The sequence below is a fragment of the Terriglobus albidus genome (genome assembly GCF_008000815.1).
GTDB classification, from domain to species: domain Bacteria; phylum Acidobacteriota; class Terriglobia; order Terriglobales; family Acidobacteriaceae; genus Terriglobus; species Terriglobus albidus_A.
The window spans coordinates 4,239,122-4,256,662 of the sequence record NZ_CP042806.1 but is presented as its reverse complement, the minus strand read 5'-3'; the positions used below and the strand labels follow the sequence as shown (position 1 = coordinate 4,256,662).

General features: G+C 59.0%; 16 protein-coding genes. 10 read left to right on the top strand and 6 right to left on the bottom strand.

The annotated features are described in order from the left end of the window. Positions 1-60 precede the first annotated feature (60 nt). Both argJ and FTW19_RS16900 read right to left on the bottom strand, forming a co-directional pair. A complete protein-coding gene (gene argJ, locus FTW19_RS16905; RefSeq protein WP_147648719.1) occupies positions 61-1,278 on the bottom strand; it encodes a bifunctional glutamate N-acetyltransferase/amino-acid acetyltransferase ArgJ in 1,218 nt (405 codons plus the stop codon). A gap of 13 nt (positions 1,279-1,291) precedes the next feature. Then, complete coding sequence (locus FTW19_RS16900; protein ID WP_147648718.1) at positions 1,292-2,377, bottom strand: Gfo/Idh/MocA family oxidoreductase; 1,086 nt, start codon at positions 2,375-2,377, stop codon at positions 1,292-1,294. A gap of 207 nt (positions 2,378-2,584) precedes the next feature. On the opposite strand from FTW19_RS16900, the gene FTW19_RS16895 reads away from it, so the two are divergent. The 4 genes from FTW19_RS16895 (at position 2,585) to FTW19_RS16880 (ending at position 7,125) form a co-directional block, all read left to right on the top strand. Then, positions 2,585-4,078, top strand: a complete 1,494-nt coding sequence (locus FTW19_RS16895) for a TolC family protein (RefSeq protein WP_147648717.1) — start codon at positions 2,585-2,587, stop codon at positions 4,076-4,078. 2 nt (positions 4,079-4,080) lie between these two features. After that, entirely contained in the window at positions 4,081-5,346 is a 1,266-nt protein-coding gene (locus FTW19_RS16890; RefSeq protein WP_147648716.1) for an HlyD family secretion protein, read from the top strand. 65 nt (positions 5,347-5,411) lie between these two features. Further along, positions 5,412-6,005, top strand: a complete 594-nt coding sequence (locus tag FTW19_RS16885; protein WP_147648715.1) for a Dps family protein — start codon at positions 5,412-5,414, stop codon at positions 6,003-6,005. A 130-nt stretch (positions 6,006-6,135) separates the two neighbouring features. After that, positions 6,136-7,125 (top strand): VTT domain-containing protein, encoded by a 990-nt coding sequence (locus tag FTW19_RS16880; protein ID WP_147648714.1) that lies wholly within the window; start codon positions 6,136-6,138, stop codon positions 7,123-7,125. 119 nt (positions 7,126-7,244) lie between these two features. On the opposite strand, the gene FTW19_RS16875 is transcribed toward FTW19_RS16880, so the two are convergent. Then, positions 7,245-7,973, bottom strand: coding sequence for an energy transducer TonB (locus FTW19_RS16875; RefSeq protein WP_187143017.1), 729 nt, complete (start codon positions 7,971-7,973; stop codon positions 7,245-7,247). 70 nt (positions 7,974-8,043) lie between these two features. Beyond that, a complete protein-coding gene (locus tag FTW19_RS16870; RefSeq protein ID WP_147648712.1) occupies positions 8,044-8,535 on the bottom strand; it encodes a GNAT family N-acetyltransferase in 492 nt (163 codons plus the stop codon). 48 nt (positions 8,536-8,583) lie between these two features. Here FTW19_RS16870 and FTW19_RS16865 point away from each other — a divergent pair, with 48 nt between their 5' ends. Together FTW19_RS16865 and FTW19_RS16860 are read left to right on the top strand one after the other, a co-directional pair. After that, positions 8,584-10,149, top strand: a complete 1,566-nt coding sequence (locus FTW19_RS16865) for a UbiD family decarboxylase (protein WP_147648711.1) — start codon at positions 8,584-8,586, stop codon at positions 10,147-10,149. 4 nt (positions 10,150-10,153) lie between these two features. Continuing rightward, positions 10,154-11,104 (top strand): alpha/beta fold hydrolase, encoded by a 951-nt coding sequence (locus tag FTW19_RS16860; protein ID WP_147648710.1) that lies wholly within the window; start codon positions 10,154-10,156, stop codon positions 11,102-11,104. Between the two features lie 188 nt (positions 11,105-11,292). Here the strand turns inward: FTW19_RS16860 and FTW19_RS16855 are convergent, their stop codons facing one another. Beyond that, positions 11,293-11,916 (bottom strand): UbiX family flavin prenyltransferase, encoded by a 624-nt coding sequence (locus FTW19_RS16855; protein WP_147648709.1) that lies wholly within the window; start codon positions 11,914-11,916, stop codon positions 11,293-11,295. 354 nt (positions 11,917-12,270) lie between these two features. Here FTW19_RS16855 and FTW19_RS16850 point away from each other — a divergent pair, with 354 nt between their 5' ends. Next, a complete protein-coding gene (locus FTW19_RS16850) occupies positions 12,271-13,122 on the top strand; it encodes a hypothetical protein (protein WP_246153353.1) in 852 nt (283 codons plus the stop codon). Positions 13,123-13,126: 4 nt separating this feature from the next. Here FTW19_RS16850 and FTW19_RS16845 read toward each other — a convergent pair whose 3' ends face one another. Beyond that, on the bottom strand, positions 13,127-14,266 hold the full coding sequence (locus tag FTW19_RS16845; protein ID WP_147648708.1) for an MFS transporter: 1,140 nt from the start codon (positions 14,264-14,266) through the stop codon (positions 13,127-13,129). 51 nt (positions 14,267-14,317) lie between these two features. Between FTW19_RS16845 and FTW19_RS16840 the strand changes: the two genes are divergently transcribed. From FTW19_RS16840 to FTW19_RS16830, 3 genes are all read left to right on the top strand, one after another. After that, on the top strand, positions 14,318-15,199 hold the full coding sequence (locus FTW19_RS16840; RefSeq protein WP_246153352.1) for an SCO family protein: 882 nt from the start codon (positions 14,318-14,320) through the stop codon (positions 15,197-15,199). Between the two features lie 12 nt (positions 15,200-15,211). Next, positions 15,212-15,580, top strand: a complete 369-nt coding sequence (locus FTW19_RS16835; RefSeq protein WP_147648707.1) for a hypothetical protein — start codon at positions 15,212-15,214, stop codon at positions 15,578-15,580. Positions 15,581-15,657: 77 nt separating this feature from the next. After that, positions 15,658-17,541, top strand: a complete 1,884-nt coding sequence (locus tag FTW19_RS16830; protein ID WP_147648706.1) for an ABC transporter ATP-binding protein — start codon at positions 15,658-15,660, stop codon at positions 17,539-17,541.

The following is a 17,541-nucleotide window of genomic DNA, read 5'->3' as shown; positions in this document are numbered from 1 at the left end:
GCCGGAAGAGGAGAAAATCAGGGCCCGCTCCCGGTTTTCCAGGAGCGGACAGAGGGAATACTAGCTGGAATAGTCGGCGTTGATGCTGACGTACTCGTGCGTAAGGTCGCAGGTCAGAAAGCGGGTCTCAGCCTGGCCGGCGTGGAGATCCAGCCGGATAGTGTACTCACGCTGCAGCATGACGGCATGCGCTGCGGCCTCGTCGAAATGCGGTGACCGCGTACCTGCTTCAAAGACCGCCTGATCGCCGATATGGATGGACACAAGGGCGGGGTCGAAGACGACGCCCGAACGGCCGGCCGCCGCAATAATGCGTCCCCAGTTCGGATCGCCGGAGGACCACGCGGTCTTGCAGAGCGGAGAATTGGCGATCGTGCGGGCGATCGCCCGGGCGTCTGCGACAGAGGCAGCTCCGGTGACGTGCAGCGTGACCACATGCGTTACGCCTTCGCCGTCGTCGACGATCTGGTGAGCCAGATCCTGGGTAACCTGATTCAGGGCGCTCCGGAAGGCGTCCGTGGTGTCGCTATCCAACGTCAGACCACTGGCCCCGGAGGCAAGCAGGAGCACCGTATCGTTCGTGGAGGTATCGCCGTCGATCGAAATGGAGTTGAAGCTGGCCTCTACCGCCGGGCCGAGCGCTTCGCGAAGCTGGGCAGGAGTAGCTGCGATATCCGTAAACAGATACACCAGCATGGTGGCGTGCGGCGGCCCGAGCTGTGGGCCGATCATGCCTGCTCCTTTGCAGACACCGAAAATCGAGGCTGACCTGCCCTTATAGATGACAGTGGCGCGTGCCGACTTCGGTTTGGTATCCGTCGTCATAATGGCGCGGCGGAAGCTGTCCGCAGCCTCTTCGGTACCGGCGAGGGCAGCGAAGGCGGTGGGGAGGGCAGCGGTAATCTTCTCAGCTGGAAGGGGAACTCCGATGATGCCGGTGGAGGAAGGGAAGATATTTTCCCGGCGGCAGTTGGCCAGGGCCGCCAATGTATCGCAGGAGGTTACGCAGGCATCCAGTCCGTGCTGTCCAGTAGCGCAATTGGCGTTGCCGGCGTTGATCAACAGCGCCGTGACGCGGCCATCGGAAGCGGCGATATGCTGCCGCCCAATGATGATGGGAGCGGCGACCATTTGATTGCTGGTAAAAGCTGCTGCCGCGGTGGCGCCTTCGGGCGCCAGAGCCAGGGCCAGATCGGGTTTCCCGGAGGCCTTAATACCGGCTTTCGTGGCAGACCACAGAAAGCCGGCAGGAAGTGAGGAAGGCTGTGATTCGTTCATTACTCGGTTGAGTTTACCTGTAATTCCATTCAGCTTCGGTAAACGGGATGGAGCGTTTTTCCGCGCTGCTCTGACGGGCCAGTTCGAGGGTGCGGGTGATACGCAGTCCGTGAATGGCCGGAATTGTGAGCGGCGCCTTACCGGTGATAGCGTCGCGCACGTTTGCGAAGAACAGACGATAGTCGCCGGTCTCAGACGGAACAGTTTCTGAAACCGTACCGCCGGATGCTGGATCGGCAAGGACCAGAGTGCCCCAGGCCGATTCCGGTTCGCAGAGCCATTCTCCGTCCACTGTGGGCCGCTGACCGGCAAGCAGAGCAGGCTCCTGCGGATCAAGACCGTACTTTACGAAGCTGCCACCCGTACCGTGCAGCAGGAAACGCGGCGACGCCGAGGCAGCGATCATGCTCGACGAGAGGTGAACCGTCAGGCGCGGATAGTCGAGGCGAATATCGAAGGCATCTTCGATCGCAGAATTATCGCGATCGGTACGGACTGAGCCGGTGACGAAGTCCGGCCTACCGAAGAGTGCAAGCGGCTGATCGGCAAGGTGCGGTCCGAGATCGAAGAGCAGGCCGTTGACCGGGGCGCCACTCTCTTTCCAGGTATTCGCACGAATGCCGGGGCGGAAGCGATCGAAGTGCGCGCGGAAGGTGACCAGGCGACCGAGACGGTCGGAGTCCAGAATGCGTTCGACTGTGCGGAAGTCCGCATCAAAGCGCCGGTTCTGGAAGGGGGCGAAGATGAGGTTCTTTGACTCAGCGAGGTCGATAAGCTGCCGGGCTTCCTCGGATGAGGTCGTGATGGGTTTGTCGATAACAACATGCTTTCCCGCGGAGAGTGCGGCATGGCACAGCGAGAAGTGAGATTCGTTCGGCGTGGAGATGACGATAAGGTCGATCTCCTCAATGGCCAGGAGTTCCTCGACGGAGCCGACGATGCGGACGCCTGGGTACTGTTCTGAGGCCGATGGGAAGGGTTGCTTCCATGGGCCGCGCTGCAGCACCGCGGTAAGTTCCATGCCGGGGGTGACGGAGATAAAGGGCGCGTGAAAAACACGGCCGCCGAGGCCAAAGCCGATGAGTCCGGTGCGAATCATGGGTATAGGGTGCAGGTGAAAGAGCTCGATATGCAAGATGCCAGGACGAGGGATTTGGCGAAATGGAAGATGAAATGCAACTTTTTTGAAGCGTTCAGCGCAGGGGCCTGCATCCAAAGGAAGAACAACCGCTCCAGTCGTATGAAAAAGGGCCGGCGGATCAAGACCGGCAAAGTGTGATGTGCGGTTGCGATTAGCATGAGGACAATGGCGCAGAGAAAGATCTTGGTTTTGCCGGCGATGCTCCTGGCTGGAGCCCTCGGTGCGCAGCAATCGCGCAGCGGTGTGGCGCCTTCGGGCGGGGGGAATACTTCGCCGGGTTCTGGCGCCGCGGCGGTGCAGACAGCACAAGGTGTGCTGCAACAGCAGTCGCGGAGCACGACAGGGACGAGTGGGCAAGACAACTTCAAGGGCTCGGTCGTGGAGGGAAAAGCCACGGACGGAGTTCTCGATTTGAGTCTCGCTAACGCTATTCAACGTGGACTGAAGACGAACCTCGGACTGATTTTGGAAACCTCTTCGGTGAAAGAGTCCGGGGGCAAGCGGCTGCAGGAGTTGCAGGCTCTGTTGCCGACGGCACGTGGTGAGATGACCTATAACGTGCAGCAGGTTAACCTTGCGGCATTTGGTCTTAGTTTCCCCGGAGTGAGCCCGATTGTCGGACCGTTCCAGGTCTTCGATTTCCGTGGATACCTGTCACAGTCTGTGATCAATGTTCAATCGCTGGAGAACTACATCGCGGCGAAACATAACTTCGCGGCATCGAAGCTGAACGCGGAAGATGCCCGTGACATGGTCACGCTGACAGTAGGTAATGCATATCTGCTATGCATAGCGGATGCCTCGCGCGTGGAGAGCGTGCAGGCCCAGGTGGACTCGTCGAAGGTGAGCCTGGATCAGGCGACAGCCGCCCACGATGCCGGTACGAGCCCGAAGCTCGATGTTCTGAGGGCCCAGGTGGACTATCAGAACCAGCAGCAGCAACTGATCTCAGCGAAGAACGACCTGGCAAAGGACAAACTGGCTCTTGCACGCACGATCGGTCTCCCTCTGGAGCAGGAGTTCCGGCTTACGGATACGGCTCCGTTCGCTCCGCTGGAGAATCTGAATGCGGATGCTGCTTTCCAGCAGGCGCTGAAGAACCGGAAGGATCTGGCTGCTGCAGAGGAAACGCTGAAAGGCGCGGATGCACAGAAGACGGCAGCATGGGCGCAGCAGCTACCGGCCGTGACGGTGAGCGGTGACTATGGCGACATTGGACCCACGCCAGGACACTCGCATGGAACCTATACGGCGAGCGGCAATGTCAAGGCTCCGCTACTGCAGATTGCGAAGACGCACGGCGACGAAGAAGTAGCCGATGCGAGTTACCAGACGGCACGGGCTCAGCTTTCCGATAAGGTGCAGCAGGTCAATCAGGACATTCGCACGGCGATTCTGGATATTCAGTCTGCGGCGAAGCTGATAGAGGCAACGCATACCAACGTGCTTACGGCGAATGAGGCTTTGAGTGAAGCTCAGGAGCGGTTCAAGTCCGGAGTGAGCGATAACCTTGCGGTGTCTCAGGCGCAGGCGCAGTCCGCGCAGGCAAACGATCAGTACATCAGTGCGCTGTATCAACACAACCTCGCCAAGCTGGAACTGGCGCGTGCTTTGGGTGTGGCGCAGACGAACTACAAAGATTATGTGGGAGGAAAGTGACCGTGGCGGACGGACAACAGAATCAGGAACAGCAGAGGATTCAGCCGCAGGCTGTGCAGGAGCGCAGCGATGATACGGCGCCCGAGCAGCCGGAGAAGAAGGCCAAGCGGCGCGTCATCGTGATTGCGGTGCTGGTGCTGCTGGCACTGGCGGGCGGCTTGTTCTACTGGCGCAGCACCTTCACCGAAGACACCGATGATGCCCAGGTGGATGGCGATCTGTACCAGGTGAGCTCACGTGTGACCGGCCAGGTCATCAAGGTCTACGTAGAAGACAACCAGACGGTTGAGGCTGGCAAGGTGCTGGCGGAGATCGATCCGAAGGACTACGAGGTAGCGCTGCAACAGGCCGAGGCGCAGTTGGCGAATGCCCAGGCCTCCTATGAGCAGGCAACGGTCAACGTACCGATCACGAGCCTGAGCACTCTTACAGAAACCTCGACTACAAGTTCGGACGTCCAGGGATCGATCGCCGCCGTGGCGCAGGCGCAGAAGCAGGTAGCTGCTGCCGAGGCCCGGGTGGAACAGGCGAAGGCGAACCTGACCAAAGCCGATCTGGATGTACAACGGTATACGCCCCTGGTGGCTAAGGACGTGATCTCGAAGCAGCAGTTCGACGCTGCTGTCGCGACTGCTGCCGCACAGAAGGCGCAGTACCTCGAAGCCCAGTCGTCCCTGGTAGCGCAGCAGGAAGCAGTCCGCCAGTCGCAGCAGAAGCTGATACAGTCTCAGGCCAGTGCTGCGCAGGCCGCCAAGAATGGTCCTCAACAGGTCAAAGTGCAGGAGGCTCGCGCCACTGCTGCGGCAGCCGAAGTCAAGCAGGCCCAGGCCCGGGTCGATCAGGCCAAACTGAACTTGAGCTACACCAAGATCCTGGCTCCGGTGACGGGCATTGTGAACAAGAAGAACGTTCAGGTGGGGGCAAATCTGTCCATCGGGCAGAATCTGCTGACCATTGTGCCTCTGGAGAACCTCTGGGTGACCGCAAACTTCAAGGAAACCCAGCTCGAGAAGATGCACCCTGATCAGAAAGTCGTGATCAAGGTAGACGCTCTGGGTGGACGTGAGTACAAGGGCAAGGTGACGCAGATCGGTGGAGCGACCGGCTCGCGACTGAGCCTTTTCCCGCCGGAGAACGCCACGGGTAACTACGTAAAGGTCGTGCAGCGTATTCCGGTACGCATTGACTTCACCAACCTGAAGGAAGAAAACAAGGATCTTTCCTTGCGGCCCGGCTATTCGGTTGTGCCGGAGGTACGGATCAAGTAGCGGCAATCCGAATTGGGGAAGCCCGCATCCTAAGCACGATGTGGGATTCCCCAAGGAGAACAACAATGGCTGTCGCTATGAAGAAGGTTGAGAGCAAAGACCTGATCACGCCCCACTGGCATGAGAAGGCGAAGGAGATCCAGAAGTACGGTTCGGTAGTGAAGGATCTTCCGAACGCTCTGGAGTCCGATGTTCGTGAAGCGATGTGCGCTAAGCTGAATCAGCTTTTGGCGGACTCGATCACCCTCCGTGACATGTATAAAAAGCACCATTGGCAGGTGGCGGGACCTACCTTCTACCAGCTTCACCTTCTGTTTGATAAACACTTCGAAGAGCAGGTGGAGATCGTCGACGTGATCGCCGAGCGCATCCAGTTGCTGGGTGGTGTCACGATCGCGATGGGAGCGGATGTCGCTGAAGTATCGCAGATTCAGCGTCCGCCCCGCGGCCGGGAAGAGGTTCCAGTGCAGATCTCACGCCTGCTGGATGCCCACCGGGTCATCATCGAGGAGTGCCGCAAGCTGGCCGAGGCTGCCGATAAGGCGGGCGATGATGGCACCAATGATCTGGCGGTCAGCGATGTGCTCCGCCCGAACGAGCTGCAGAGCTGGTTCCTCAGCCAACACCTGGTGGAGATGCCTCTGACCTTTGCGGAGTAAATCTACCCCGGAAGCCCTAAAATATGAGAGCCTGTCCCTGGCGGGGCAGGCTCTTTTTGCTGCTTTGCACCTTCTTTACCCATCCATACATCTAGTGAGTTAGGATGTAACCTCCTCCGGGGCCACTTTCATGCCTATCGCCATCGAGTTCTTTGTGCAGTACGCCTACGTGATTTTGTTTACGTGGGTCCTGCTGGAGCAGCTCGGCATTCCTATTCCGACGACGCCCGCTCTGCTTACGGTGGGAACCCTTTCGGCTGCTCACAAGCTACACGCCTCCTTCTCTCTGGCGGCAGTGGTCGTAGCGTGTCTTCTGGCGGACTCTGTCTGGTGGTGGTTGGGACGCCGGTTCGGCGGCAAGGTCGTAAAGCTGGTCTGCCGGTTGAGCCTGGAGGCGAGCGCCTGCGTCAAGAAGACCGAGGGATATTTTGGCCGCCGCGGCGGCGTAACCCTGCTGTTCGCCAAGTTCGTGCCGGGTTTGAATACCCTCGCCCCTCCTGTTGCCGGGCAAACCGGCATGTCTTATCCGAAGTTCCTGGTCATGGATGGGCTTGGGGCACTGATCTGGGGAAGCGCATATATCTTCGCAGGTAGGTTCTTTGGCGATATCGCCAAAAGGAACGCAGCTTTCTTCCACTGGATGGGACGGTTCGCAGGGGTTCTGTTCGTTCTGCTTGTCATCGGCTTCCTTGTGCAGAAGATCTGGCGGCAGCGCAAGTTCCTTTTGAGCGTGCGCGAACTCCGTCTGGACGCTTCTGAGCTGAAAAAGATGATCGATACAGCGTTGGAAGACGGAACTGTAGCGCCGTTCATCGTGGATCTGCGGCATCCGCTGGACTACCTCCCGGACCCTCGGGTCCTGCCGGGCGCCGTCCGCATTCAGCCGGCAGAGCTGGAGAAGCAGCACGACCAAATTCCGCGCGACCGGGATGTGGTGCTGTACTGCACCTGTCCGAGCGAGGAGACCAGCGCGAAGGTGGCGCTGCGGCTGCACAAGCTGGGCATCTACCGCGTAAGACCTCTGAAGGGCGGCTTTGACGGGTGGAAGCAGGCCGGATACCCCCTGGAAGAGTACGTCGAGCCGGCTTCCACCGGGTCAAAGCTTGCGGTGAGCGCCTGATTCTAGTTGCTGGTTGCTGGTTGTTCGTCAGCATTGTCGGTTCCAACAAACTTTTTGTCATTTCGTAGCGAAGCGGAGAAATCTGCTTCGCTACCGATACCTATCGAGCAACTGCTTTTCTAGCCGCCCATGATGAAGTTGATCGTGATGGTGGTCTGTACTTCCGTAGGTTCGCCGTTCAGAAGATAGGGCCGGTAGCGTGCAGCGCGGATGGCATCAAGGGCGGCGCCGCGTAGCATTTCAGGGCCGCTGACCACCTGCAGGCTCTCGATTGCTCCCGACTTCGAGATCACCGCCGTAACGACAACTGTGCCCCGGACACCCGCCGCGCGGGCGATAGCTGGATAGACAGGAGTGATGGACTTCAGCAGAAGGCCGCGTGTAACGCCCTCCGTGACACGCGGCATGGCCGCCTTGGGTTTTGGTGTGACGCTGACAACGGAAGGTACCGGGCCTGCGTTGCGAAGGAGCGCTCCGATGACATCGTTTGTATTTCCGGAGGCCATGTTCATGTCAGGAATCCCGATCTTTGCCACATCTGGATCTGGGGTTGTATCAATGGTCGTTGGTATCTGCCGTGGGACCGTAAATGTGCGATCTATCAGAGGCGTCGATTGAGTTACGGTTCTGGCTGCTGCCTGGGTAACGACCTGAGGCGCTTTGGTAAGCATCGGCGGCTGAAGGGGCAGCGGTGTGATCGCCGACTTTGGAAGTGCTTCTGGGTAGAGCAGCGGATAGGTAATGCAAGCTGCTCCGATAACTAGCTGGAGACCAATCGAGGCGATGGCGGTGTAGCGGCGGGCGGTGTGAATGCGTCCTGTGGATTCGATCAGGGCAGACTCAAGCATGATGGCACTCTCCTTCAAGTGAGTGCGCATCCAGCGAGGAATGCGTACGCTGCCTTAGACACTGTCGGATCTAAGTTTGTTCCTTGCCTTCTTGTTCCTTGTATTCCTGTTCCAGCATCGACATCAGCACCAACGAGCTATAGTTCCCGTCGTGATAGTGGGCTTCTCGCAGAACGCCTTCCTTCTGGAAGCCGGCGGAACGGTAGAGCGCGTGTGCACGTTCGTTATCTTCGGCGACATCCAGCCATAGCCGATGCGCACCATACTTGCGGAAGGCGAGCCGCATGGCTTCAAGCAGCATCGGACGGCCCAGACGCTGGCTCGGATTGCCTACTGCGATACGGCGCAGCTCGATGATGTGGTGCAGTGAACGACGTCCGGCCATGATCACGTATCCTGCAACGCTGCCGTCCGCGTCACGCGCAACAAGGTAAGCGAGATTCGGGTCATCGAGGGCGGCAAGGTGTTGTTCCGCCGGCTGCACGGTGATGTATGCGGGATAGAGCGACTCAATCGCGCAGATGGCCGGAATATCGTCACGCAAGGCTGGCTGAAGGAGCATGCCTCCAGCGTAGCGCAGGGTAGGATAAGGGGTGGTAAGGAGAGTCGAGTGGCATTTCGGGATTTGCGGGATTGGATCAAGGCGTTGGAGCAGGCTGGGGAACTCGTGCGGATCCGCGAGCAGGTCGATCCGATTCTTGATATGGCCGAGATCGCCGACCGTGCGGTCAAAAGCGATGGTCCGGCGCTTCTCTTCGAGAACGTGAAGGGATACTCAGGAAGCCGCGTCCTGATGAACCAGTTCGGTTCAGAACGCCGCATGATGATGGCGCTGGGCGTGAACTCGCTCGACGAAGTCGCAGGACGCATTGAGGAGCTGCTGCATCCGCCAATGCCCGGTGGCCTGATGGACAAGCTGAAGATGCTGCCCAAGCTGGCAGAGGTCGGCCGGTTCTTCCCCAAAGTCGTCAGCAATAAGGACGCGTCGTGCAAAGAGGTGATCCGGCGCGAGAACTTCGACGTCCTTGAGTTTCCGGTGTTGAAGACCTGGCCGCAGGACGGAGGGCGTTTTATTACGCTGCCGCTGGTAACGACGAAAGATCCGAAGAGCGGTAAGCGCAACCTGGGTATGTATCGCATGCAGGTCTACGACGGTCAGACGACCGGCATGCACTGGCAGCGGCAGAAGAACGCCGCGGAGCACCTGCGGGAGGTCCTGCGTGAGGCTGCCGGTAATAGCACCGATGCGGTGAACGTGATGGCCCTGACGCAGGGGGGAACGGCAGCCGCGGCCGATATAAGCAGCGTGCCGCAGCAGGTGCTGACGAAGATTCGCGGCAGCCGGATGGAGGTCGCGGTAGCAATTGGCGCCGATCCGGCGACGACCTTCGCCGCGATTGTGCCCGCTCCGCCTGAGGTGGAGGAGTATCTGATCTCTGGCTTCCTGCGGCAGCAGCCGCTGGAACTGGTGAAGTGCGAGACGGTCGATCTGGAGGTGCCGGCGCATGCGGAGATCGCGTTGGAAGGCTATGTCGATCTGACGGAGTTGCGTACCGAAGGCCCCTTCGGCGATCACACTGGCTTCTACACCATGAAGGACGAATATCCCGTTTTTCACATTACGTGCATCACGCATCGCAGAGACCCCGTGTATGCTGCCACGATAGTGGGCAAGCCTCCAATGGAAGATGCATGGATGGGGAAGGCGGTGGAGCGTATCTTCCTGCCTTTGATGAAGCTGACCTGTCCGGAGATTGTGGATGTGAATCTGCCGCCGGAGGGTGTCTTCCATAACCTGATGATCGTCTCCATCAAGAAGAGCTACGCCGGACAGGCGCGCAAGGTGATGAACGCCATCTGGTCGATGGGGCAGGCAATGTTCACCAAGATCGTGATCGTGGTAGATGAGGACTGCGATGTGCAGGATCTGGCCGAAGTGACGCTACGCGTAACCAACAACATCGATCCGGAGCGCGATATCCAGTTCACACTGGGGCCGCTGGACTCTCTGGATCACGCATCGCGTCTGCCGAACTACGGCAGCAAGATGGGCATCGACGCAACACGGAAGTGGGCCGCCGAAGGCTTCACCCGCGAATGGCCGGAGATGCTGGAAATGCCGTCAGAGGTAAAGGCACGGGTCGACAGTCTCTGCCGCAAGCTGGGGTTCAACTGACCTGATGAAGAGCTGGTTCTTACGCATCCTTGGAAGTTTTCTGCTGGTGGTTCTCGTCGCTGGTGCAGTGTTTTATCTACGGCCCCTGTGGGTGAGCGATCAATTGCTGCGCTACAAGATGTGGCGGCAGGGCGTAAGCAGCCATTACATCGAGCTTGACGGTCACCGGATTCACTACGTCGAAGCCGGGCCTGTGAACGGGAAGCAGCTATTGCTGGTTCACGGACTGGGAAGCCGCGTCGAGGACTGGGCTGAGTTGATGCCTAGGTTCGCCGGTGAGGGATATCACGTCTACGCGCCTGATCTGCTGGGCTACGGCCGGTCTGCAAAGCCCCAGGGCTCCGACTACTCCATCGCTGAAGAAGAGAAGATGGTGGCTCAGTTCATGGACGCTATGCACCTGGCACAGCCGGACGTGATCGGCTGGTCGATGGGTGGCTGGGTAAGCATGCGTCTGGCGGTCGATTATCCGCAGCGCATTCGGCGTCTGGTGTTGTATGACACCGCCGGTCTCTACTTCCAGGTGGACTTCTCGTTCGACAACTTCACGCCGAAGAGCATCGACGAGGTAACCGAGCTGCTGCGCGTTTTGGAGCCGGTGCCGACACGCCTGCCGGACTTCGTATCCCGTGATGTTGTACGGCGTGCCGCCGAGAATGGATGGGTGACGCAGCGGAGTATTCACGCGATGACCATCGGACGCGAGTTGATGGACTTCCGCTTGAGCGGCTTGAAGATGCCCATGCTGGTCGTGTGGGGAGAGATGGATCGTCTGATTCCGCCCGCGACCGGAGAGCGGTTACAGCAACTGGTGCCGCAGGCGCGGCTGGAGATCGTGGATGGCTGCGGACATCTGGCTCCCCGCGAGTGCCCCGTACCAGTCTTTGCAGCGACGAAGGAATTCCTCGCGTCAGAGCCTGCAACTGCCGGCGGCCGCAGGGAATGGCCGAAGTAAAGCGAGTTGCTGGTTGTTAGTTCCTGGTTGCTCGAAGGGAATCAACCAATCTCGAACAACCCATGCACTGGGTGCCCCTCGTCCCTCGGGGACATGGGCCCGGCTTTTACTGTCCCAATCACTGGCGCCGATCTCTTTTGAAGAGTCGTTCGCGTAGGAAGTATGGCTGCACGAAGCGAAACCACTACTTAGTCTTCCGGCTTCCATTCATACGCCCCGGCCTGTGGCAGATCGATATGCGCCAGAACTCGATGAACAAAGTTGCGAGCGATATCCTCGACGCTCTGAGGATGGTTATAGAAGGTCGGAATAACGGGATAGATGGTCGCACCGGCCTCTGCCGCAAGCTGCATATTCCGTAGATGGATGCGGTTGAAAGGCGTCTCACGCACACACAGCACCAGTGGACGGCGCTCTTTCAGCATGACATCCGCCGCGCGCTCAATCAGGTTAGAGGCAAGGCCGTTGGCGATGCCTGCCAAGGTACCCATGGAACAGGGAAGCACAATCATGCCGTGACTAAGATGACTTCCACTGGCGATCGCTGCTCCTATGTCGTCCTGTCCGTGATGCACGATCTTGTCTGAGCTTCGGCCAAGAAGCCGTTCCACGAGTTGGGCGCGACCGGCAAGTTGCAGCTCTTCGGCAAAAACGCGGAGAGCCGCATCCGATGCAACCAGATGGATGCGGCGAACGCGGGCGTCGGTATCCAGCATCTTAAGCGCAAGACGTGCGAAGATCGCACCACTGGCGCCGGTAATCGCAAGCGTGATAACCCGTTCTTGCACAATAACTTCGCTCACAATAATCATTAGAGCATTTTCCCTGTTGCTGGGTATCCCGGAAGGGTGTGCTGTGGCGTTTTCATTGCGGAAAACGCCCATAGATGCGGAAGCCCGCGCGACATCTACAGGAAAAATGCTCTATCGCAGGCAATGTGAGCAACCAATCCCGTCGCGACTTTTTTCTGTTGTGGCGGTTGAAGCCTTAAGAAGCCGTAAACAGGTTGTTTAAGTTGCATCGAAATAAATACGGGACTGATGAGCTTATTTGGGTTTGGGAGACTTTTCCGTTGGGGAATATATGCGGCACTGTTTTTTGCCTCTTTTGCCGCGCAGGGCAGTGTCGCACTGCTCGTGGAGGAACCTTTCGGCCGGTTCGGAGAGATGAATCCGACGGGCCACGCTGCCATATATCTTGACCATGTCTGCGCCGAGACTCCGGTCAGCCTGCGGACATGCGCGCCTGGCGAGCTGGGAGTGGTGATCAGCCGCTATTACAAGGTCAATCACTACGACTGGGTAGCCATTCCTTTGATTCCATACCTGTACGCCGTGGAAGACAGAAGCGACATCCCGTTGGCTGCGACAGCACAGCTAGAGACGGATCTTCGGGATGCGTACCGGCGTCGCCACCTGCGTGAGATTGTGCCGGATGAGGCGGATGGAAGCACCCCGGAAGGCGACTGGATCCAGATGGTGGGATCTTCGTACGACCGCAAGATCTACGGCTTCCAGGTAAGAACGACGGCTGCGCAGGATGCGGAGCTGATTACGGCTTACAACGAAGGCCACAATCGCAGCCACTTCAACCTGCTGTTTCAGAACTGTGCCGACTTCTCGCGCAAGCTGCTGAATCTGTACTTCCCGAAGGCGGTTCACCGCAATATTCTGGCGGATGGCGGCATCACCACGCCGAAGCAGATTGCGAAATCCTTCGTGAAGTACGCCCGCAAACACGATGAGCTGGATCTGACTACCTTCGTCATTCCGCAGGTGCCTGGCGATATCCCTCGCAGTACCCGCGTGAACGGAGTTGCCGAATCGCTGGTGAAGTCTAAGAAATATCTGGTTCCGCTGGCATTCCTGCATCCGGAGTTAACGGCGGGCATCGTTGCCGCGTATCTGGGGTCGGGACGGTTCGAGCCTCCGAAGGAAACACATGTCTTCCGTATCGAGGACGTGGAGGCTGCGCGTGAGGCGGAGATCTCAGGGGAGCTGTCTGCCGGCAGCCGATAGCTCGCTATTGTGCTGAACGGCTGAGGCGGAACGAGAAGATCAACAGGCCCACAGCGACGGCAAGCGGAAGCAGGAATGCCGTACGCAGCGAGTCCGACTGCCGTGAGAGAACTCCCATAAGCCATGGCAGAAGGGCGGCTCCCAGGCCGGAGGCGGCAAGGATGACACCTGCCTGCCGTGGAGAAGGTTTGCGGCCGAGGATGAGGGCGAAGGTCACGGGAAAGACCGGACCGAGCGAAAGCCCCAGAATGACGGCCACGACGGTGATTTCGACAGCAGTGTGAGCGAAGAGCAGCGCCAGTGTACTGATCACCAGCGCCACCAGCGCAAGACGCTGCAGGAGCGTGTCCTTCAGACGCAGAAGGACGGCTGACGAGAGGGGACGGGCGCAGGCGAGGGCGATCCAGAACACGGAGGTCACGGCCTGGCTTTCAGAAAGCGAACGCCCTCCATAGCGGAGCATGTAGGTCGTAAGCCAGACGTTGAAGCTGCTCTCATACGCTCCGTACAGGGCAAGCAGAAGGGCAAAGAAAAGGAACAGATGAAGACCAACCGGCGGAACGTCCGAAGCGGCCGCGGAGGTGTTTTCTGGAACGTCGATCGGGGTCCGGCTGCGTTCGAAAGCAAACAGCAGCGCCGCAATCGCGAAGAGAGCCGCGAAACCCAACAGCATCGATCGCAGCCGCATGTGAGGTGTAAGCCAGGAGGCGAACAGCGGCGACAGCAACGCACCGGCGCTGAACAGGGCATTGAGCAATGTGAGAGCGGAGGCGCGATTCTGCGTATAGCGTGAGCCTGTAATCACATTGGAGGAAGCGATCATCTGGCCGATACCCCAGGCTCCGCCAAAGAGCACGGCCATGAGCATCGGGAGAGCAGGTGCAATCGCAAAGAGAGCAAGCCCGGCCGCTGCGGCGAAGGCTCCGGTTCCGAAGCTGTATTGCGGCCGGCGAAAGACTGTCATGCCGCCGACGGTAGCCCCCAGAAACTGCGCCAACGGCAGCAGGCCGATGGAGGCGTCCGACAGATGGTGCCTGGCTGCAAGCAGGGGAAGGATGGGACCCAATAGAGCCGTACCCAGGCCGGTCAGCAGAAATCCATAGGCGAGCAGCGGAAGTGACGGTGCCTGGGCTCTCGAGCGCACCTCTCCAGTGTGTCACGCGGGATGGCAGGGGCCGAGGACTATCATGAGGGTGTGAGAAAGATTTCTTTTGCGATCCTGCTGGCTGTCGTGGTCTGCATGGCTGGGTGCAAAAAGCCCCCCCAACCTCCGAGCACGACGAAGACGTTTGATGTTCGCGGTAAGGTGATCGAGACGAATCCCGCCCGCAGCGAGGTGACGCTGGATCATGAAGCCATTCCAGGCTTTATGGAAGCCATGATCATGCCGTACAAGGTGAAAGATTCGGCGGTACTGAAGGAGCTTCATCCGGGGGACCGGATTACGGCAAAGCTCTTTGTCGAGTACGACGGCGAGGTCTACAAGAACGCCAAGCTCGATCAGATTGTCGTAATCGCCCAGGGGAAACCGGACTACAAACCGACAATGCAGTTTCATGCGCCCGCGAAAGGCGACGTCGTCCCGGACTTCAAGCTGACCAATCAGAACGGGAAGGCGATTCACCTGAATGAGTTCCAGGGCCGGGTTCTGTTGATCACCTTTGTCTATACGCGCTGCCCGTTGGATGACTACTGCCCGAAGATGAGCCGCAACTTTGCGGAGATCGAGAAGACGCTCGCAACGGATAAGGATGCGGCGTCAGGGACGCACCTGCTGAGCATTAGCTTCGATCCGGCCTTCGATTCACCGAAGGTGCTGAAGAGCTACGGCGAAATCTATGCCGGGAAGACGGACTTCCGGCACTGGGAGTTTGCAGTGCCTTTGCAGAGCGATCTGCGGCCCATGGAGGAGTTTTTCGACCTGGGAGTGACTTCGGACGACAATAAATCGCTCACTCATTCGTTATCTACGGTAGTCGTGGATAAAAGCGGACGTGTGGCCGAGTGGTTTCCGGGGAATGACTGGACGGCTGCGCAGGTCGCAGCGCGGATGAAAGAACTGGCCCGTGCGGCCTGAGAGGAAACGTTGATGGCAAATGTAACAATTCGGTTTGGTGTGTTGCTGATTCTGCTTGGAGTGATCTTCTTCTGGATCACTGGACACACCGCGTTTACTGCACTTATCCCGGCATGGTTCGGGATTGCGTTGGCGATCCTGGGAATGGTCGCCCGTACGGAAGACGCAAAGATGCGCATGATCGTCATGCATATCGCGGTCACTATCGGTCTGCTGGGCTTCCTGTTTCCGGCCATTCGCGCCCTGAAGGCCTACCTGTCCGGTCCGATCCTTCGTCCGTTGGCAGTTCGTGAAGAGGTTCTGATGGCAGTGATCTGCCTGATTTACACGCTGCTGTGTGTGCGGTCGTTCATCGCTGCGCGCCGCGCACGGGTAGCATAACGTCGATTTTCTGAGGTACGGCCGTGGCTGGTGTGGACTACTGCGGCAATAGCGGAGTGGAGCGAAATATGGGCGGAATGTCGTCGTCATTAGGAGCACCGCGGATGCACGCCGGCGACCGGCCGATCCGCAGTCATAAGACCCCTCCCGGAGGAGAGAAGAGGCCAAAGCCTCCTCTGAAGAAAGTACTGCCGCAGGTATGGGCGCTGTTTCGACCACGGCTCGGTCTGGTGGTCGGCAGCTTTCTGTTGATGATCGTCAACCGTGCCTGCGGTTTAGTGCTTCCCGCTTCCTCTCGCTACCTGATCGACAACGTGATGTACCACGGGCAGTCATCGTTGTTGCCGAAGATCATCGCTATGGTCGCTGCTGCGACCATGATCCAGGGCATCACAACCTATGCTCTATCGCAGTTGCTCTCGACAGAAGGCCAGAAGCTTATCGCTGAGCTGCGGCGGAAGGTGCAGGAGCATATCGGCCGGCTCCCTGTGGAGTTTTATGACCGTAATCGTACGGGTGTGCTGGTCTCGCGCATCATGACCGACGTGGAAGGCGTTCGCAACATCATCGGCACGGGGCTGGTGGAGTTTGTCGGCGGACTGCTGACAGCGTCGATTGCATTTGTCGTGCTCATCCGCCTGAGCACGCGGATGACGCTTCTGACCTTCTCGATCCTGCTGATCTTTGCGGTGATCCTGATGCGTGCCTTCAAGACGATCCGTCCCATCTTCCGGCAGCGCGGAGCTATCTCTGCAGAGGTGACAGGACGCCTGACTGAGTCGTTAGGCGGCGTCCGGGTCGTCAAGGGATATCACGCCGAGGAGAGTGAGGCGAATGTCTTTGCGGGTGGCGTCCAGCGATTACTGACGAACGTGCTGAGCTCGCTGCGGGCCCAGTCGATGATGACATTATCGAGCACGATGGTGCTGGGCGTGGTCGGCGGCCTGGTGATGTACCTCGGCGGCAGGGAGCATACGGCGGGGCGCCTGACCGTTGGTGGATACGTGGAATACACCATGTTCCTGACCTTCATGATCGCTCCCATGGTGCAACTGGTTTCGATTGGAACGCAGTTGACGGAAGCCGCAGCCGGCCTGGATCGGACCAATGAAGTGCTGGCGGAGCTGACCGAAGATGCAGGCTCGAAGCGCAAGGCGGAGCTGGGAACGTTGCGTGGGGATGTCCGCTTTGAACACGTCAGCTTTGAGTATGAAGAAGGCAAACCTGTGCTGCACGATATCGACTTCGTGGCCAGGCCCGGGACCTCGACGGCGCTGGTGGGCTCGTCCGGTTCCGGCAAGTCAACCATCATCAGCCTGGTATGTGCCTTCCACACTGCACAGCAGGGCCGGGTCGTCGTGGACGGCGTGGATCTGGCAGATGTAAAGCTGAGCAGCTATCGGTCGCAGCTTGGCGTGGTTCTGCAGGAAACCTTCCTCTTTGATGGTACTGTGCGTGAAAACGTGCTGTTCTCACGTCCGGAAGCTACGGAAGAGCAGTGGAGAGAAGCTTGCCGCATCGCGCGCGTGGATGAGTTTGTGGAGCGCTTCCCGGAAGGCTATGAAACCATCGTCGGCGAGCGCGGCGTGAAACTGAGCGGAGGCCAGAGGCAGCGGCTCTCCATCGCTCGCGCCATCCTTGCGGATCCTCGCATCCTGATTCTGGATGAAGCGACCAGTTCGCTTGATTCGGAGAGCGAGGCGCTGATCCAGGAAGGCCTGAACTACCTGATGCGAGGACGCACCACCTTCGTCATCGCTCACCGGCTCTCAACCATTCGCAGGGCAGATCAGATTCTGGTGGTGGAACAAGGCCGCATCCGGGAGCGTGGACGCCATGAGGAACTGCTGGCAATGGGCGGACGCTACTACGAGCTTTACACACGGCAGCACGGCGTAGAGATGAATATGTTCCTGGCTCCCGGCGAAGGCGACAAGCTGGAAGAAGAAGCTAAGGCATAG